The sequence below is a fragment of the Pseudarthrobacter sp. CC4 genome, assembly GCF_048957775.1.
Taxonomy (GTDB): domain Bacteria; phylum Actinomycetota; class Actinomycetes; order Actinomycetales; family Micrococcaceae; genus Arthrobacter.
The window spans coordinates 16,415-34,291 of the sequence record NZ_JARCCZ010000018.1 but is presented as its reverse complement, the minus strand read 5'-3'; the positions used below and the strand labels follow the sequence as shown (position 1 = coordinate 34,291).

At 66.6% G+C, this 17,877-nt stretch carries 15 protein-coding genes; 4 read left to right on the top strand and 11 right to left on the bottom strand.

What is annotated here, in order from left to right; all coding sequences use genetic code 11:
• Positions 1-18: 18 nt before the first annotated feature.
• The 8 genes from PV768_RS13435 to PV768_RS13400 form a co-directional block, all read right to left on the bottom strand.
• Positions 19-879 (bottom strand): shikimate dehydrogenase, encoded by an 861-nt coding sequence (locus PV768_RS13435; protein ID WP_421093261.1) that lies wholly within the window; start codon positions 877-879, stop codon positions 19-21.
• Positions 876-2,594, bottom strand: a complete 1,719-nt coding sequence (gene mltG, locus PV768_RS13430) for an endolytic transglycosylase MltG (RefSeq protein ID WP_421093260.1) — start codon at positions 2,592-2,594, stop codon at positions 876-878. The genes PV768_RS13435 and mltG overlap by 4 nt, the downstream gene beginning before the upstream one ends.
• Complete coding sequence (gene ruvX, locus PV768_RS13425; protein WP_323057106.1) at positions 2,591-3,190, bottom strand: Holliday junction resolvase RuvX; 600 nt, start codon at positions 3,188-3,190, stop codon at positions 2,591-2,593. Before ruvX ends, mltG begins: the two co-directional genes overlap by 4 nt.
• A 6-nt stretch (positions 3,191-3,196) precedes the next feature.
• Positions 3,197-5,875 carry an alanine--tRNA ligase gene (gene alaS / locus PV768_RS13420; RefSeq protein WP_157242067.1) on the bottom strand — a complete coding sequence of 893 codons (2,679 nt, stop codon included), beginning with the start codon at positions 5,873-5,875 and terminating at the stop codon, positions 3,197-3,199.
• 169 nt (positions 5,876-6,044) lie between these two features.
• Entirely contained in the window at positions 6,045-6,287 is a 243-nt protein-coding gene (locus tag PV768_RS13415) for a hypothetical protein (RefSeq protein ID WP_231754896.1), read from the bottom strand.
• A gap of 17 nt (positions 6,288-6,304) precedes the next feature.
• On the bottom strand, positions 6,305-6,679 hold the full coding sequence (locus PV768_RS13410) for a DUF948 domain-containing protein (RefSeq protein WP_157242066.1): 375 nt from the start codon (positions 6,677-6,679) through the stop codon (positions 6,305-6,307).
• 147 nt (positions 6,680-6,826) lie between these two features.
• Positions 6,827-7,453 carry a 30S ribosomal protein S4 gene (gene rpsD / locus PV768_RS13405; RefSeq protein ID WP_066276228.1) on the bottom strand — a complete coding sequence of 209 codons (627 nt, stop codon included), beginning with the start codon at positions 7,451-7,453 and terminating at the stop codon, positions 6,827-6,829.
• Between the two features lie 170 nt (positions 7,454-7,623).
• Complete coding sequence (locus PV768_RS13400) at positions 7,624-9,048, bottom strand: replication-associated recombination protein A (RefSeq protein WP_421093259.1); 1,425 nt, start codon at positions 9,046-9,048, stop codon at positions 7,624-7,626.
• Positions 9,049-9,118: 70 nt separating this feature from the next.
• On the opposite strand from PV768_RS13400, the gene PV768_RS13395 reads away from it, so the two are divergent.
• On the top strand, positions 9,119-9,787 hold the full coding sequence (locus PV768_RS13395; RefSeq protein WP_421093258.1) for an acVLRF1 family peptidyl-tRNA hydrolase: 669 nt from the start codon (positions 9,119-9,121) through the stop codon (positions 9,785-9,787).
• On the opposite strand, the gene PV768_RS13390 is transcribed toward PV768_RS13395, so the two are convergent.
• Both PV768_RS13390 and aspS read right to left on the bottom strand, forming a co-directional pair.
• Complete coding sequence (locus PV768_RS13390) at positions 9,788-10,522, bottom strand: GNAT family N-acetyltransferase (protein ID WP_421093290.1); 735 nt, start codon at positions 10,520-10,522, stop codon at positions 9,788-9,790.
• A gap of 122 nt (positions 10,523-10,644) precedes the next feature.
• The gene (gene aspS / locus PV768_RS13385) at positions 10,645-12,423 is read right to left on the bottom strand and encodes an aspartate--tRNA ligase (RefSeq protein WP_321213631.1); all 1,779 of its coding nucleotides are present in this window, start codon (positions 12,421-12,423) and stop codon (positions 10,645-10,647) included.
• A gap of 109 nt (positions 12,424-12,532) precedes the next feature.
• On the opposite strand from aspS, the gene PV768_RS13380 reads away from it, so the two are divergent.
• Entirely contained in the window at positions 12,533-13,777 is a 1,245-nt protein-coding gene (locus PV768_RS13380) for an APC family permease (protein WP_421093257.1), read from the top strand.
• Here PV768_RS13380 and hisS read toward each other — a convergent pair.
• Complete coding sequence (hisS, locus tag PV768_RS13375) at positions 13,774-15,144, bottom strand: histidine--tRNA ligase (protein ID WP_157242063.1); 1,371 nt, start codon at positions 15,142-15,144, stop codon at positions 13,774-13,776. The genes PV768_RS13380 and hisS overlap by 4 nt on opposite strands.
• Positions 15,145-15,376: 232 nt before the next feature.
• On the opposite strand from hisS, the gene PV768_RS13370 reads away from it, so the two are divergent.
• Positions 15,377-16,195 carry a peptidylprolyl isomerase gene (locus PV768_RS13370; RefSeq protein WP_157242062.1) on the top strand — a complete coding sequence of 273 codons (819 nt, stop codon included), beginning with the start codon at positions 15,377-15,379 and terminating at the stop codon, positions 16,193-16,195.
• A gap of 67 nt (positions 16,196-16,262) precedes the next feature.
• Positions 16,263-17,831: a DUF349 domain-containing protein gene (locus tag PV768_RS13365; protein WP_421093256.1), complete on the top strand. Its 1,569-nt coding sequence runs from the start codon at positions 16,263-16,265 to the stop codon at positions 17,829-17,831.
• The last annotated feature ends 46 nt before the right edge of the window (positions 17,832-17,877 follow it).

The following is a 17,877-nucleotide window of genomic DNA, read 5'->3' as shown; positions in this document are numbered from 1 at the left end:
TCCTGCCACGGGGGGCGGTTACAAAGCCCGTCGGGGAAGGCCGACTGAGGCGCACATCACATCTATGACGGCGGCATTGACGTCATCGCCGCGACGGGTAAAAAGGCGTACCTGTTCCACTGCCTGGTACAGCAGCATCTCCAGGCCGGGCACCACGGTGCCGCCGCCTGCCTGCCACACCGAGGCGACCAGGCTGGGCCAGGGATCGTAGGCAACATCCAGCAGCACGCCGGTAGTGGCGGTTTTCAACTCCGCTATTTCGGCCGCCAGCCCGTCCGCGGCCCGCGGTGGCAGGGTGGAGATGACGACGTCGGCGGCGGCCGTTGGGTGCACCGCGTCAGCCAGGCGGCGGATGTCCAGGTCCATGCCCAGGCTTGCGGCGGCGGAGCGGACCTCCCCGGTCCTGGAGGTGTCCCGGACGAAAACCTGGACGTGGCCGGTCCCAAGCTCCTTCAGCGCCGCGATGGCAGAGGCCGCTGTTCCCCCGCCGCCGAGGATGACGGCGGCGGGGGCTGGCCCCGCCCCGGCATGCCGCAGGGCGTTGACGATCCCGGCAACATCGGTGTTCGATCCAACGATCTTCCGGCCGCCGTCGTGGTCCTCGAAGGACACCGTGTTGACCACGCCCAGGATCCCGGCAACGCCGCGGACCTCATCCACCTGCCCGAGCATCGCCGTCTTCAAGGGCATCGTGACGGACAGGCCGCGCCAGCCCGGCTGGTCGCGGATCTGCCGCATCAGCGTCGGCAGCAACTGCTCGGTGACGTCAATCGCCGTGTAGCTGATGCCGACGCCCAGCCGGCCGTAGGCAGCAAGATGCAGTGCCGGCGACTTCGAGTGGCTGATCGGGTGGCCCAGGACGGCAGCCCGAAGGCTCATGTGCAGCGTCCGGCGTTCGCCGCGCACCAGGCGTTGTACTGCTCGACGTACCCGTTGTGCTCGGCCAGCGTCCTGGAGAACTTGGTCTCTTTGGTGTCCAGGTTGATGGTGACCCAGTACAGGTAGTCGTTCGTCTTCGGCCTGGCGGCAGCATCAATGGCCGTCTTTCCCGGAGAGCCGATGGGTCCCGGGGGCAGTCCGGGATTCGCATAGGTGTTGTACGGGTTGGACTTGTCCTGGCGCTGTTCGTCCGTGAAGTTGTAGCTCTTGGTGCCCAGGCCGTACGTCACCGCCGAGTCCACCTGCAGGAAACCTCCGGTCTGGTCGTTGGGCTTGAGCCGGTTGTAGATGGCACCTGCCACGTCCCCGTACTCCGCCTGGCCGCCTTCGGCCTGGACAATGCTGGCCACGATCACGGCCTCGTACTGCTTGGCCGGGTCCGTGATGCCCTGCGACACAAGTTCGTCGGTTGTGATCTTGACCAGGGCCTGGAGGATGTCCTTTGCCGGGGTACCAAGGGGGAAACGGTGTTCACCCGGAGCCAGGTAGCCCTCAAGGTTTTTTGCGGTGGCCGGCAGCCCGAACTGGGCCGGCTGGTTGCTGAGCGCCTGCAGGTCCTGGATGGATATTCCGGAACCTTGCGAAATTGCCTGCAGGGACTCGCCCACGCGCAGGCCGGCACTGAGGGCGAAGTAGATGACCTTGGTTTGGTCCTTGCCCAGCAGGACGTTTACGGCGTCGGAATTCTTCATCTCGTTCTTGAACGTGTAGTCCCCCGGAGCCAGTGTTCCCCCGGATGCGCTGAAGCTCTGGAGGAAGGTGTCCGCATTCGCCACCACGCGTTCGTTTTCCAGCTTCGCAGCGACGGACCGGGTGCCTTCGCCGTTCTCGACGGTCACCACGACTTCGCCCGTCCCCGGGCCCGGGAAGTCGGCGGGCTTGTCGTTGCCAAGCAACGGCTTCAGGAACTGCGCGCCGACTGCCACGGCCGTGACGAAGACAGCAAGGGTAACGAACAGTGCCAGCATCCGCCTGCGGCGGCGCACCTTCTTGGACGGTTTGGCCACTACCGCTGCCGTCGACGGGGCGGGAAGGAATTCGTGGTGGTGCGCGCCGTCGTCGTGCCCCTCGGCGTAGTGGGCGTCACCGTAGTGCTCCTGGTCGTAGTGGCCATCGTGATAGTGATCCGCGTGGTGCGCTGCAGGGTAGGCGGCCCCGTCCGGGAAGTGCGGCTCGTCGTCGTAATGCGTTCCAGTTCCGTGCTGGTGGGCTCCGAAGGCGGGCGCTCCTGAAAAAACGGGTGCCTCGTGGGCATGAAGCCCGTCATGCCGGCCGGCTTCTTCATAGTTGGCGTCCCCACGGAAGTCTTCGTTGTGATGTGCCTCTTCCCGGGGGATGTCCTGGATGGACGGCGGAGTGAGGGGAGCAGCAGGAACGGGCTGTTCTACCGGTGTTTCCTGCGGTGCCGCTTCCTGGGGTCCAGCTTCGTTCCGCAATGCTTCGTCCTTAGGCAGGGGGTGCGGCTCGGGTGCCACGGGAGGTTCCGAAGGCTGCGGCGGAATGTCGTGGCCGGTCTCGTAGGCCTGCTCGGGCACCGCGTCCTGGCCTCCGGTGTTGAAGGTTTTTTCCCTTGCACGGAGTTCCTTGCGGGTCAGCGGTCGTGCTGCTCCGGCGTCCAGTGGGCTGGAAGCGTCGTCAATGTTGGCAGGGCTCACTGTTGCCTTCCATTATCTGAAGATTGGGCCGTTTCGCCGGGGGCGGCGCGCACAGTGTCATTCTGCCCGCTGCCTCCCAGGTCCACGGAAGGGGGCGGCGGAGTCACGCGTGAGCCGACGTCCGCTCCCCTGGCTTTCTGCATGTCGATGGCGTGCTGAAGGATACCCGCCGCCGCGACCTGATCAACTACTTTACGGTGATTCCTGCTGCTCATGCCAGCTTCATGCAGGTTGCGGTGCGCGGTCACGCTGCTCAACCGTTCGTCCACAAGGTTAACCGGGACGTCCACAGCACGGGCAGCCAGTTCGCCGGCAAGCAGCCGGGCGTAGTCCACGGCCATCTTGGCGGACGCCCTTTCCTCACCCTTGAGGGTGCGGGGCAGCCCCACGATCACCTGCACGGCGCCGAGCTCCTCGACCAGGTTTGCGATGACCCTGACGTCGGAGTTTTTCCTGGCGTTGCGGTCCAGTGTTTTGTAGGGCGTTGCCAGGATCGAGTCGCGGTCGCAGATGGCAACCCCCACCCGGACCGTGCCGACGTCCACCCCCAGTTTGATGCCCTGGGGGTAGGCGCCGGCAGCTGCAGGACTGGTCATGGGTGGTTAGCGCCGCGTAATGGCGTCAACAACCGCCGCCAGTGCCGGGCCGACCTTGCCGGCGTCGGTGCCGCCGCCCTGGGCGACGTCGTCCTTGCCGCCGCCTCCGCCGCCGAGGACACCCGCGGCGAGGCGGACAAGCGCGCCGGCCTTGACCCCGGCCTCCCTGGCGGCTTCATTGGTGGCCACCAGGATCATGGGACGGTCGTTCGCAACGCCGGCAACGGCCACAGTCGCCGCTGCCGAGCCGAGACGGTTGCGCAGGTCCAGCGCCAGGCCGCGAAGATCGTCCGCGCCACTGACCTGGCCGGCATCATGGGCGATGACGCTCACGCCGGCCGCGTCCTTGGCGCTGCTGACCAGCTGTGCGGCCGAGGCGGCCAACTGCTCCTTGCGGAGGCGGTCCAGCTCCTTCTCCGTGGCCTTGAGTTTGGCGAGGGTGGCGGAAATCCGGTCGGCCAGCTGGCCCGAGGGCACTTTGAGGAGCTCGGTCAGCTCGGTCACCAGGGCGCGTTCGGCGGCCAGGTGGCGGAACGCATCCATGCCCACGAAGGCCTCCACGCGGCGGTTTCCCGACCCCACGGACTGCTCGCCCAGCAGCGAAAGGCTGCCGATCAGGGAAGTGTTGGGCACGTGGGTGCCGCCGCACAGCTCGCGGGACCAGGCGCCGTCGATCTCCACCACGCGTACTTCGCTGCCATAGTTTTCACCGAACAGTGCCATGGCGCCCAGGGCCTTGGCCTCCGCCAGTCCCATCACCTTGGTCTCCACCCGGAAATTGTTCCGGATGGCCAGGTTGGAGACTTCCTCGATCTCGGACCGGGTGGCCGTGCTCAGGCCTTCGCCCCAGGCGAAGTCGAAGCGCAGGTAGCCGGCCTTGTTGTATGAACCGCGCTGCGTGGCTTCGGGGCCGAGGATCTGGTGGAGCGCCGCGTGCACGATGTGCGTGCCGGTGTGGGCCTGCTCGGCGGCGTGCCGGCGTTCACGGTCGACGGCGGCGCGGACCAGCGAGTCGGACCCGATTTCGCCTTCGCGCACGATCGCCTTGTGCACGCTCAGGCCCTTCAGGGGCCGCTGCACGTCAAGGACCTCGACGACGAATCCGTCACCGGTGATGAGGCCCGTGTCTGCGGCCTGGCCGCCTGCTTCCGCGTAGAACGGGGTCTCGGAGAGCACCAGCTCGATCTCGTCGCCCGTGGAGGCCTGCTGGACCGGGCGGCCGCCCGTAAGGATGCCGCGGACCCGGGATTCGCCGTCGAGCTCCGTGTAGCCGGTGAAGACCGTCTCGCCCTGGGCCAGGATGTCCTGGAAGGCGCTGAGGTCGGCGTGGCCGCCCTTCTTGCCCTTGGCATCCGCCTGGGCGCGCTGGCGCTGTTCCTGCATGAGGCTGCGGAACGCTGCCTCATCCACCTTGAGCCCGGCTTCTTCGGCCATTTCCAGGGTCAGGTCGATGGGGAACCCGTAGGTGTCGTGCAGGGTGAAGGCGTCCTCGCCGGACAGCGGCTTGTTGGCCGCTTTGGACACCTTGACGGCGTCCTCAAGCCGGGCAGTGCCGGAAGCGATGGTGCGCAGGAAGGCCTTCTCCTCCGCGTAGGCGATGCGGCTGATCCGGGCGAAGTCGGTGTCAACCACGGGGTAGACGCCCTTCATGGCGTCGCGGGAGGCCGGCAGGAGCTCAGGCAGGCATGCCTGTTCCACGCCGAGGAGGCGCATGGAGCGGACGGCACGGCGGATGAGCCGGCGCAGGACGTAGCCGCGGCCCTCGTTGGAGGGGGTCACGCCGTCGGAGATGAGCATCAGCGCCGAGCGGACGTGGTCGGCGACCACGCGCATGCGCACGTCGTCCGTGTGGTGCGGGTCGTCGTCGGACTCGGCGGAGGTGTACTCCCTGCCGGAGAGTTCGGCGGCCTTGTCGATGACGGGGCGGACCTGGTCCGTCTCGTACATGTTCTCGACGCCCTGCAGGATCATGGCCAGGCGCTCCATGCCCAGGCCGGTGTCGATGTTGCGCTTGGGCAGCTCGCCCACGACGTCGAAGTCTTCCTTCGAACGCACGTTTTCGATCTGGTACTGCATGAACACGAGGTTCCAGATCTCGATGTAGCGGGTTTCGTCCGCCAGCGGGCCGCCCTCGACGCCGTATGCGGGGCCGCGGTCATAGTAGATTTCGGAGCAGGGGCCGGCAGGGCCGGGCTGCCCGGTGTGCCAGTAGTTGTCCGCCTTGCCCATTTTCTGGATGCGCTCCGCGGGGACGCCGGTGTTCTTCAGCCACAGTTCCCTGGCTTCGTCGTCCTCTTCGTAGACGGTCACCCAGAGGCGTTCCGGCGCAAGCCCGTAGCCGCCGTCGTCAACGCTCGTGGTGAGCAGTTCCCAGGCGAATTTGATGGCATCTTCCTTGAAGTAATCTCCGAAGGAGAAGTTGCCGCACATTTGGAAGAAGGTTCCGTGGCGGGCAGTCTTGCCCACTTCCTCGATATCGCCGGTGCGGATGCATTTCTGCACGCTGACGGCACGTGAGTAGGGTGGTTCCTCCCTGGCCGTCAGGTAGGGAATGAACGGCACCATGCCGGCAACCGTGAACAGCAGCGAGGGGTCGCTGGAAACCAACGATGCGGAGGGAACCGCGGTGTGGCCCTTGCTGACAAAAAAGTCCACCCAGCGCTTTGTGATCTCCTGCGACTTCATGAGCTGTTACGTACCCTTCTTGCTCCGCGCACTGACCGGCGCGGAGGTTCTTTCGCGTGCGGTTCCCGTAGCTGTACGGTTCCCGCCGGTGTTGTTATAACGTTTGGTGCCGCCGCATCGTGCGGTCGGCAGGGTGCGGGCCGGCGTGGTGCCGGCCTGCGGGGCCTGGTCAGCGGCGGACCAGGTCTTCCGATTCGACGCCGAGGGCGGCCCGAAGATCGGTCTCGCGCTCACGCATCCCTGCGCGGACGGCATCGGCGAAGTCGTAGACGCCGTCAGCGAGCCGGTTCACCGCGCGGTTGAGGCCCTCCGGGCCAAGCGCGGACTGCATGCCGGCCTGCGCTTCGGTCACCTTGCGGAAGGCGATCACTCCGATCGCCACGCCGATTCCCATCCAGACAAGTCGTTTCATTTTATGTTCTCCGGAATTCAGCGGCTGCGGCGGCCGGCAGCGGGTTTCTTGCGGTTGGCAAACGCGGTGCGGACACCGTAGCTGAAGGCGGCCACCTTGATGAGCGGGGATCCGACAGTGGCGGCCACCAGCGAGGACAGCGCCGACAGGTTGGCCGAGGCGTCCGAAACGTTGGACGAGATACCGTCCACTTTCTTCAGCTGCTGGTTGGTGGTGGACACGGTGGCCGTGACCTCGTCCATCAGGGGCGTGGCGCCGTCGCTCAGGGACCGGATGGCCGTGCGCACCTCGTCAAACACCTTGCCCAGCTTCACGATGGGCACCGCGAGCAGCAGCACCAGGAGCGCAAACACCCCGGCAGCGATCAGGCCGGCAATATCGCCACCAGACATAGACGTTTCATCTCCTCGAAATTCTGTGGTTCGTGTCATCAGCGGATGCGTCAGCAAAACGCGTTTCCGCAGATGTCCCCCAAGTACCTTACATACAAAGAAGCCCGCGGCGCTTGCCACGGGCTTCTTTGGATACGCTGCCGGAATTTAGCGTGCGTAGAATTCGACGACGAGCTGCTCTTCGCAGGTCACGGGGACCTCGGAGCGCTTGGGGCGGCGGACCAGGCGTGCCTGCAGGGCCTCCAGCTTGACGTCCAGGTAGGCCGGAACGGCGGGCAGGACGTCGCGGTGGGCGCCGGCTGCTGCAACCTGGAGCGGGACCATGGTTTCGCTGCGGCTGTGGACGTGGACCAGCTGGCCCTCGCCGACGCGGAACGACGGACGGTCAACGCGGACGCCGTCAACCATGATGTGGCGGTGCACAACCAGCTGGCGGGCCTGGGCGATGGTGCGGGCGAAACCGGCACGCAGGACCAGGGCGTCAAGGCGCATTTCGAGCAGTTCGATGAGGTTTTCACCGGTCAGGCCCTTGGTGCGGCGGGCCTCTTCGAAGGCACGGGTCATCTGTGCTTCGCGGATGCCGTACTGGGCGCGCAGGCGCTGCTTTTCGCGGAGGCGTACGGCGTAGTCGGAGTCCTGCTTCTTGCGGGCACGGCCATGCTCACCGGGGCCGTACGGGCGGCGCTCCATGTACTTGGCGGCCTTGGGGGTCAGAGCGATGCCGAGGGACCGCGAGAGGCGGGCCTGACGGCGAGCACGAGTGTTGTTAGCCACTTGTGTCCTTCCAATATCTGCGGTGTGTCAGTGTTACTGGCCTCCACGATGGAGAGCATCGGCCAACCGCTGCCTTTTGCTACTGGGCACAGGGCATAACCTTCTCAACGTAAATTGGGGAGATTGTGCGTCCGTGCCTTGCCAGACAAACATCTATCCTACCACGGCGGCTACTTGCCCCGGACAATCTTCCGCAGCCGCTCCAGGCGCACCGCAATGTCCCGCTCCGCGCCGTTGGCCGTGGGCTGGTAGTAGTCCCTCCCCACGAGGTCGTCCGGGGGATACTGCTGGGCGGCTACTCCGTGCGGCGCATCGTGGGCGTATTTGTACCCCACGCCGTGGCCCAGCTGTTTGGAACCCGGATAGTGCGCGTCCCGCAGGTGCGCGGGGATGCCGTTCCCCAGGCCTGCCCGGACGTCGGCGATGGCCTTGTTGATGCCCATGTAGGCGGCGTTGGACTTCGGAGCGGTGGCCAGGTGCACCACGGCCTCGGCAAGGATGATGCGGCCCTCCGGCATCCCGATCAGCTGCACGGCCTGGGCCGCTGCCACTGCCGTCTGCAGCGCAGTGGGATCGGCCATCCCCACGTCCTCGGCCGCAGAGATCACGATCCTTCGGGCCACGAAGCGGGGGTCCTCCCCCGCTTCCAGCATCCGCGCCAGGTAGTGGAGGGCTGCGTCCACGTCAGACCCGCGGATCGATTTGATGAAGGCACTGATGACGTCGTAGTGCTGGTCCCCGGCACGGTCGTAACGGACGGCGGCAACATCGAGGGCACGCTCGGTGTGCTTGAGTTCGACGACGACAGGCCCTTCCCCTGCATCGTCCGCATCCCCGAACGCAACCCCGGCTGCCGCTTCCAGGGCCGTCAAGGCACGGCGGGCATCACCCCCGGAAAGCCTTACGAGGTGGTCCAGTGCTTCCTCATTGAGGTCCACTTTCCCGTTCAGTCCGCGAGGATCTGCAACGGCGCGCTGGATCAGTCCCTCGATGTCCGCATCGGTCAGTGGCTTGAGGGTCAGCAGCAGGGAACGGGACAAAAGCGGCGAGACGACCGAAAACGAGGGGTTCTCGGTGGTGGCAGCCACCAGGACCACCCACCGGTTTTCGACGCCGGGCAGCAGGGCATCCTGCTGGGCTTTGTTGAAGCGGTGGATCTCGTCGAGGAACAGGACGGTGGTGGTCTTGTAGAGGTCCCTCGCGGTGAGGGCGTCGTCCATCACCCTCCGCACGTCCTTGACGCCGGCAGTGATGGCAGAGAGTTCCACGAACTTCCGGCCCGGTCCCCTGGCGATCACGTGCGCCAGGGTGGTCTTGCCGGTCCCGGGAGGACCCCAGAGGATGAGCGACGTGGGTCCTGCCGGGCCGGTTGTGTCCGCTCCCGCCCCTGCAGCGAGCTGGCGCAAGGGTGACCCCTGACCCAGCAGGTGTTGCTGGCCCACCACCTCATCGAGGGTGCGGGGACGCATCCGGACGGCGAGCGGGCCGCGGGGGGAAGCGCTGCCTCCTCTCCCGGCAGGCCGCCCGGCGGCAGGTGCAGCACTGTCGCCGTCGTCGTCATCATTGCCGGGCCCGTGCCCGAAGAGATCTTCCACATAGATAGGCTACTTCCAGTTCACCTTCCGGTTTCGCCGGAAGCCACGCGCGTCAGCGAAGGGTTGACCCATGTCCGTGCATGCCACCGGCGGAGCCAGGCCGCCGTCCGTACGGACCGCTTTCGTCCCCGGCGCCCGGCTGGCCGGATGGGCAGGGCGGTTCGGTGCTGCGCACGGCGGGTACCGGATGACGGATGACGACGACGGACTGCGGCTGATTGCCGCGGACGGCACCGAAGCATTGCTGCAGCCGCCGTGGCCGGTTGACGGACGGCCGGGCCGTGGGGCGGATGCCCTTGAACGGCTCGCGTCCCTCGCGTCCCAGCCGCGCAGGCTCGGCCTCCTGCTGGTCCGGCGCGGAGGATACGGCGTAGCGGTAGTAAGTGAGGGCGTGGTCCTGGCCTCCAAGGTGGGCTCCACCTATGTGCAGTCCCGGACCGCCGCGGGCGGCCAGTCGCAGCAGCGCTTCGCACGCCGGCGGCGCAACCAGGCAGACGCGCTGGTGGGGGCAGTCGCCGAACATGCCGGCCGCGTGTTCAGCAGTGCATCTTTTGAATACGTGGTTCCCGGGGGCGACAGGACCCTGGCCGGCCTTGTCCTCGAGCACCCGGCCCTGAAGGGCTATACCGCCTTGCCCCGGCTGGCCTGTCTCGACGTCCCGGATCCCAATGCCTCGGTGCTGAGGAAAACCGCCGCCGATGCGTGTTCGGTGCGGATCCAGGTCTCAGACCCGTCCTAGTCAACAGCCCGTGAGAGCCCTGCGCGGCCGCTGCTGGCGGTAAATGTACCGTCCCGACTCTGTAAAACCCGCCTTGCTGTACAACTGCCGGGCAGCTTGGTTCGCGGCTGTAACCAGCAGCCAGAACCTGTCCACTCCGTGCGCGCCTCCCTCGGCAAGGAGGGCCTGGAGCACCGCCGTCGCATATCCCCGGCGGCGGCCCGACGCGGATGTGGCCATGCAATAGATTCCTCCCGTGCCGTGCACCATGGCGAGGCGCCCTACCGCGGCGGGGACACCGTCGTCGCCCCTTACGAGGGCATACAGCGACGGGCATCCGGTCAGGATGGCGCGCGCCGTGTCACGCTCCCCCTCTCCGCCTCGGCCGTCCACGCTCCACCAGAGGTGCAGCCACTCCTCGTCCGGCGCGTCCTGAACCTCCACCCGTCCGCTTCCGGAACCTGGGAAGCCGTTCCCCGAAGGCCGGGACATGATCAGCGTTTCCGACTGCCGGGTGAAGCCTTGGGCGTCCAGGACCTGGTTCAGCCCGTCGTTGGCGGGAGTGTCCGTCATCTGGAAAATGAGCGGCAACCGCCGCTCCCGGTACCACTGCATCGCCTCGCGCAATGCTGCCAGGGGCTCCCCGGCAGTGTTCCGGGGCCACACCGAGTTCGCCCTCTGGGTGACCTCGGCCGCAGCACGGAGCACCCACTCCCCCGTGTCCCGGCGCTCAACGGCAGGCCAGGCGGCATCCATGAGTATCTCGAAGGCGCCGGTCTGGTGACCCGGGAGGCTGTGGACCACTGGGGTTCCTGTCTGCGGATAAGCCTGAAGGCCCTCCCATCCGGGAGGGCCTTCAGGCCAAACGGGGTAATGCCCTACTTGCCCTCTGCCGGCTTGGACTCCGGCTTGAAGTCGACACCGGCTTCCTTGCGCTGCTGGGGCGTGATCGGGGCGGGGGCGGCGGTCAGGGGATCGTACCCGTTGCCGGTCTTGGGGAAGGCAATAACGTCGCGGATGGACTCAACCCCAGCCAGCAGTGCCACCACGCGGTCCCAGCCAAAGGCGATGCCGCCGTGCGGAGGGGCACCGTACTTGAAGCCCTCCAGCAGGAACCCAAACTTGGTCTGGGCATCTTCCCGGTCGAGGCCCATCAGTTCGAACACCCGTTCCTGGACGTCGCGCTCGTGGATACGGATGGATCCGCCGCCGATTTCGTGGCCGTTGCAGACGATGTCGTAGGCGTACGACAGCGCTGATTCCGGGTCCTTGTCAAAGGTCTCCAGGAACTCGGGCTTGGGCGAGGTGAAGGCGTGGTGGACGGCGGTCCACTTGCCTGCACCCACCGCCACGTCACCTGAAGCAACGGCCGCGGCCGCAGGTTCGAACATCGGCGCGTCGACCACCCAGCAGAAGGCCCAGGCGGCGGGATCGATCAGGCCGGTGCGATGTCCGATTTCCACCCGGGCAGCGCCGAGCAGTGCCCGTGCCGCAGGCTTCTCGCCGGCAGCGAAGAAGATGCAGTCACCGGGCTTGGCGCCGACCGCGTCTGCCAGGCCTGCGCGCTCCGTGTCGGTCAGGTTCTTGGCCACCGGACCGGCAAGTTCGCCATCTTCCTTGAACAGGACATAGGCAAGTCCCTTGTGGCCGCGCTGCTTGGCGAATTCCTGCCAGCCATCCAAGGTCCGGCGCGGCTGGGAGGCGCCGCCGGGCATCACCACGGCACCGACGTAAGGCGCCTTGAACACACCGAAGTTGGTGTCCTTGAAGAACCCGGTCAGTTCGGTGAGCTCCACGCCGAAACGGAGGTCGGGCTTATCCGAGCCGTACCGGGCCATGGCGTCGGCGTAGGTGATCCGCTGGATGGGAGTGGGGATCTCGACGTCGATCAGCTTCCACAGGGCCTTGAGGATGTTTTCGCCGAGGGCAATGATGTCGTCCTGGTCCACGAAGCTTGCTTCGATGTCCAGCTGGGTGAACTCCGGCTGCCGGTCGGCGCGGAAGTCCTCATCGCGGTAGCAGCGGGCAATCTGGTAATACTTCTCAAAGCCGCCCACCTGCAGGAGCTGCTTGAACAACTGCGGGGACTGCGGAAGGGCATACCAGGAACCCGGTGCCAGGCGTGCCGGGACCACGAAGTCGCGGGCGCCTTCGGGCGTGGACCGGGTGAGGGTGGGGGTTTCAACCTCCACGAAGCCGTCCTTGTGCAGCAGGTCGCGGGCCACACGGTTTGCCTCGGAACGCAGCCGGAGGTTTCGAGCGGGACCGGGCCGGCGCAGGTCCAGGTAACGGTGCTTCAGGCGTGCTTCCTCGCCCACTTCAACATGCTCGTCGATCTGGAACGGGAGCGGCTCGGAGGTGTTGAGGATAACCACCTTGTCCGCCATGACCTCGATCCCGCCGGTGGCCAGGGCAGGGTTCTCGTTGCCCTCGGGCCGCTTGGAGACAGTGCCGGTGACCTGCAGGACATACTCGTTGCGCAGGCCGTGGAAGACTTCTTCCTCGCGGACCACAACCTGGGCCACGCCGGAAGCATCGCGCAGGTCCACGAAGGCCACACCACCGTGATCACGACGGCGGCCCACCCAGCCAGCCAGGGTTACGGTTTGTCCAATGTGCTCGGAACGAAGGGATCCGAGGTCATGTGTGCGCAGCACAGCACGCCTTTCTGCGGGGTTACAGCGGGAAGTCGATCGGGAAGTTCAATAGGATCGTTGCAGGAACGATTCCGTTCGAGTTTACCCGCTGCCAAGGGACTGTCACCGCATGAGCGCACACCAGCAACTTCAACGCAGGCTCGGCACGTTCGACGCCACCGCCATCGGGCTGGGCTCAATGCTGGGAGCAGGGGTGTTCGTGGTGTTCGCCCCCGCGGCGGCGCTGGCCGGCCAGCTGCTGGCCCTGTCGGTGGTCATCGCCGGGGCGGTGGCCTACTGCAACGCCGTGGCTTCAGCCGCCCTTGCCGCGAAGTACCCCACCAGCGGGGGGACGTACGTCTATGGGCGCGAACAGCTGGGTAAGTGGCCGGGATTCCTTGCCGGCTGGGGCTTTGTGACCGGCAAGACGGCGTCCTGCGCTGCCATGGCCCTGACATTCGGCAGCTACATCTCGCCGCAGTACGCCGTGCCGGTGGCCGTGGCTGCCGTGGTGGCCCTGACCGGCGTGAACCTGCTGGGCATCACGCGGACGGCGCTGCTCACCAGGGTCCTGCTGTGCGTCGTCCTGGCCACCCTCAGCTTCGTGGCTGTTGCCGCAGCGGTCGGGCCGCACCCCGACGCGGGACCTGCCGGATCCGCGGACATGGCCTCCCCGGGGGGCGTGTTGCCCGCGGCAGGCCTGATGTTTTTCGCCTTTGCCGGCTACGCCCGGATTGCCACCCTCGGCGAGGAGGTCAAGGATCCTGCCCGCGCCATACCGCGTGCCATCCTTGCGGCCCTTGCGGGTGCCTTCGCCATCTACCTCACCCTGTCGCTGCTCCTGCTGAACCACCTTCCCGGCGGGCAGCTCGCTGCCACCAGGACGCCGCTGCTTGACGCCGTGCTGCAGTCCGGGCTGGCGGCGGGGGCTCCCGCCGTCCAGGCAGGAGCCGCGGCGGCCTGCCTGGGCGCGCTCCTGGCACTCATCACCGGCGTCGGTCGCACCACCCTCGCCATGGCCAGGGAACGCGACCTGCCTGTACTTCTTGCGCGGGTCGGGGGAAAGCACACCGTGCCGTACGCCGCAGAACTCGCCGTGGCCGCCGTCGTCATCCTGCTGCTTGCCACCACGGACGTTATGACGGTGGTGGGCTTCTCCAGCTTTGGCGTACTGATCTACTACGCTGTGGCGAACGCATCGGCGTACACGTTGCCGACGCACCCGGCATATGCGCCCAAGTGGGTCAACGCCGTCGGCTTCGTGGCCTGCCTGTTGCTGGCCTTCACCCTGCCGCCGGTCCCGGTAGTGGCCATGGCCGGGGTCCTGGCCGCCGGCGTGGCGGGGCGGTGGCTGATGCTTCGGCTGCGCCGCTAAACGGACGCGGCGGCCTCTGCCGCCGTCAACACCTGTACTGCCAGGTCTTCCGACGGCGGCGTCCAGGTCTCCGGGGCTGCCACCACCTGTTCGCCGGTGCGGATGTCCTTGACCTGGTGTGTTCCGTCGTCGTCCGTGAACCAGACAAAGGGGATGCCGCGGCGGTCGGCGAACTTGATCTGCTTGCCGAACTTTTCCGCTTTCGCTGCCACTTCGGTAGGAATGCCCCGGCTGCGCAGCTGGGCGGCCACGTCCTGGGCGGCATCCCAGCTGTCATCGTGGGTGAGGGCCACTAGCACCGCGGTGGGAACCGACCGTGACGCCCTCGCCAGGTCCTGGCTCAAAATGCGGGACACCAGGCGGGTGACCCCGATCGAAAGACCCACGCCCGGGAACTTCCGGTTTCCCTTCGACGCCAGTGCGTCATAGCGGCCGCCGGAGCAGATGGAACCGAGCTGTTCGTGGCCAACCAGGACGGTTTCCACCACTGTTCCGGTGTAATAGTCGAGGCCGCGGGCAATGCTGAGGTCAGCCACCACCTTGCCGGGGGCACGCTGGACAGCCGCCTCGATCACCTGTTCGAGCTCGCTCAGCCCTTCGTCGAGGAGTTCATTGCTGACCCCCAAGGCCTGGACCTGTGCCACGAACGAGGTGTCCTCGGTGCGGATTCCAGCCAACTGCAGGGCCTTCCGGGCCTGCTCGTCGGTGGCGCCCAGTTCCGTCTTCAGCAGTTCGGCAACCTTCGCCGCCCCGATCTTTTCGAGTTTGTCGATGCTCCGCAGCACCCCTGCGGTGTCGTCCAGCCCGATTCCACGGTAAAAGCCTTCGGCGAGCTTCCTGTTGTTGATGCGCAGCCGGAAGTCAGGGATGGGGAGGGCGCTGAGCGCCTCGGCGATCACCAGCGCGATCTCTACGTCGTAGCGGAACGGCAGGTCGCCGTCACCCACCACGTCAATGTCCGCCTGGGTGAATTCGCGGGCGCGTCCCTCCTGGGGACGCTCGCCGCGCCAGACCTTCTGGATCTGGTACCGCCGGAAGGGGAACGCCAGGTAGCCGGCGTTTTCGACGACGTAGCGGGCAAACGGAACGGTGAGGTCGAAGTGCAGGGCAAGTGCGTGCGGATCGGCCTTGCCCTCCTTAACGGGGCTGGCGCCCTCATCATCCTGCAGCCGGCTGAGCCCGTAGACTTCCTTGTCGATTTCGCCCTTGCGCAGCAACTGGCCCACCGTCTCCACAGCGCGGGTCTCAATGGAGGAAAACCCGTGCAGTTCAAAAACGCGGCGCAGCGTATCCAGCACATGGAGCTCCACCAGCCGCTCCTCGGGAAGCCACTCGGGGAATCCGGACAGGGAGGCGGTGCGTGCCATGGTGGAGTTTCTCCTCTTGGTGAACGGTTGCCGGAACCTGCGTGGCAATCGGCCCGAAACGGGCTTGCGACGGCGGCAGTCCAGCCAGTCATGCATAAACTATGTGCGGCAGTCAGTTTATGCGTCATCCGCCGGCATCTCTAATGCAGCGGAGCGGCAGGGCTTGGCCGCCAACAACTGCTGACGCGGCCCCAAAGCCGCGCCTGCAGCAGCCCGACTATAAGGAGGACCCTTGGCGGCCAGTTCACGCAGTGCCCGCGAAACCAAACGGCGCATTCAGCAGATGGAAGCCAAGCGTGCCCTGCGGCGGGACCAGGAGGGCCGGCGCAAGCGTGACAACCTGATCGCCGCCGGTGCCGGGGCAACCGCAGTGGCCCTCGCCGTCGTACTCCAGCTCACTGCCTTCGCCGGCAACCCGACCGAGGATGAATTCGCTGCGGCGCAAGCCGGGTTGTCCAGCCCGCCCGCCACCGCCAGCCCTTCGGCGACGCCGTCGGCCCAGGCAACGAACGGTCCCAACATTCCTGCGGCCGGCATCGCCGCCGGCAAGACCTTCACGGGCGAACTCGTCCTCAACGGCAGCCCGCTCGGTGTGGAGCTGGATGGGACCAGCGCGCCGCAGGCCGCCGCGGTCTTCAAGTCCCTCAGCGATGAGGGCTTCTACAACGGAAAGAACTGCCACCGGTTGACCACCGGTGAGGCATTCGGCGTCCTGCAATGCGGCTCGGCCACGGGCGACGGGCAGGGAGACCCGAACTACACGTGGGGGCCGCTCGAAAACACGCCGGCGGACAACAGCTATCCGGCGGGAACCATCGCTGTAGCCCGGACGGGCAACAACGCCTACGGGAACGGCACCCAGTTCTTCATCGTCTACAAGGACACCGTGATCCCGGCAGACAGCGCCGGAGGCTACACGGTGGTCGGAAAGGTGACGTCGGGGCTGGACCTGGTGTCGAAAGTGGCCGCTGCAGGGGTCACCCCGGGCAGCAGTGTCACAGACGGCGCGCCCGTTGAACCAGTCACGATAGACTCGTTTTCTCTGAAGTAGGAAGCCCGGCCGGCGCGGCCGCGGTGCAGTACGTGCGTATTTCCCTCCAAGCGAAAGACTTTTAGCGGTGACAGACAGTCAGAAATCCGACGAAACAGCAACAGACCTGGCCGAAGCGGCGGCACCCGCAGCCGGCGGTGAGGCCACCGAAGCGGCCGGCACCCCCGCTGCGGAGGCAACCGAAACCGGGGCCGCTGCAGAAGAAACAGCCGCCGGCGAGGCTCCAGCGGCCGAAACGCCGGCTGACGCTGCACCCGCATCTGCACCTGCACCTGCGCCATCTCCAAGGTCAGTAGCGCCGTCTCCGGCCGCGTTCGCTTCCCGCCCCAAGCCTGCTGCCGCAGCCCCGGCCGCAGCAGCAGTACCGGCAGCCCCAACCACCTCCCTTGCGGAAGCCTCGAAGTGGGGTCGGGTTGAAGGCGACGGGTACGTCTTCCTGACCATCGATGGCAGCGAGCACGCCGTCGGGCAGTACCCGGGCGTGAGCGACGACGAAGCCCTCGCGTACTTCGCACGGAAATACGACGACGTCGTGGCCCAGATTGTGCTGCTCGAACAGCGCGTCAGCTCAAAGGCGCCCAGCACTGATATGCAGAAGACCGTGACGCACCTGCGGGAGCAGCTTGCAGAGCGCAACATGGTGGGCGACCTGCGTTCTGCGGAGGCCCGGCTGGACAAGCTCTCCGAACAGATAGTTGATCTGGAGAAAGCCGAGAAGGCAGAACACGACGCCGTCCGCGCCTCTGAACTGGCGGCCCGCGAGGCTATCGTGGCGGAGGCCGAGCAAATCTCCGGCCAGGACCCGGCACAGACTCAGTGGAAGACCTCCAGCGCCAGGATGAACGAACTCTTTGAGAGCTGGAAAACAGCCCAGAAGAGCGGCGTACGCCTGGGCAGGAGCAACGAGGACGCCCTGTGGAAGAGGTTCCGCGCCGCCCGCACGGTTTTCGACCGCCACCGCCGCGCCTACTTCTCCCAGCTGGACAGCAACAATTCCGCTGCCAAGTCGGCCAAGGAAAAGCTGATCGCTGAAGCCGAAGCGCTGTCCAGCTCCACCGACTGGGGTTTCGCCGCCGGCGAGTACCGCAGGCTGATGGATCAGTGGAAGGCGTCACCGCGCGCCAGCCGCAAGGACGATGACGCGCTGTGGGCCCGTTTCCGTGCGGCGCAGGATGTGTTCTTCACGAACCGCCAGGCCGCCAACGACGAAATCGACCAGGAATACGCCGCCAACCTCACCGTCAAGGAAGCGCTCCTGGCAGAGGCCAACGCCATCCTTCCGGTGAAGGACCTCGCGGCGGCAAAGAAGGCACTGCAGTCCGTCCGCGACCGGTGGGAAGAAGCGGGCAAGGTTCCGCGGGCCGACATGGGACGCATCGAGGCTGGCCTGCGCAAGGTCGAAGACGCCGTCCGTAGCGCCGAGGACGAACAGTGGCAGCGCTCCAACCCGGAGCGGAAGGCGCGGACCAACAGCGCCCTCTCCCAGCTGGAATCCGCGATCGCCGGCCTGCAGGATGATCTCGCCAAGGCGGAGAAGAGCGGCGACCAGCGCAGGATCAAGACGGCCCGGGAGGCCCTCGAAGCACGCCAGGCATGGCTGGACCAGATCCAGCGCTCGGCCAGCGAGCTTTCCTGATACACCTGCCCTGACCAGCGGGCCCGGTTCCGGTTATCCACATAAC

What these genes read in the sequence shown, in the direction of transcription:
- PV768_RS13435 (WP_421093261.1), bottom strand. Translation starts at nt 879, where the DNA reads ATGAGCCTTCGGGCTGCCGTCCTGGGCCACCCGATCAGCCACTCGAAG.
- ruvX (WP_323057106.1), bottom strand. Translation starts at nt 3,190, where the DNA reads ATGACCAGTCCTGCAGCTGCCGGCGCCTACCCCCAGGGCATCAAACTG.
- alaS (WP_157242067.1), bottom strand. Translation starts at nt 5,875, where the DNA reads ATGAAGTCGCAGGAGATCACAAAGCGCTGGGTGGACTTTTTTGTCAGC.
- PV768_RS13415 (WP_231754896.1), bottom strand. Translation starts at nt 6,287, where the DNA reads ATGAAACGACTTGTCTGGATGGGAATCGGCGTGGCGATCGGAGTGATC.
- PV768_RS13410 (WP_157242066.1), bottom strand. Translation starts at nt 6,679, where the DNA reads ATGTCTGGTGGCGATATTGCCGGCCTGATCGCTGCCGGGGTGTTTGCG.
- PV768_RS13395 (WP_421093258.1), top strand. Translation starts at nt 9,119, where the DNA reads ATGTCCGTGCATGCCACCGGCGGAGCCAGGCCGCCGTCCGTACGGACC.
- PV768_RS13390 (WP_421093290.1), bottom strand. Translation starts at nt 10,522, where the DNA reads ATGGATGCCGCCTGGCCTGCCGTTGAGCGCCGGGACACGGGGGAGTGG.
- PV768_RS13380 (WP_421093257.1), top strand. Translation starts at nt 12,533, where the DNA reads ATGAGCGCACACCAGCAACTTCAACGCAGGCTCGGCACGTTCGACGCC.
- hisS (WP_157242063.1), bottom strand. Translation starts at nt 15,144, where the DNA reads ATGGCACGCACCGCCTCCCTGTCCGGATTCCCCGAGTGGCTTCCCGAG.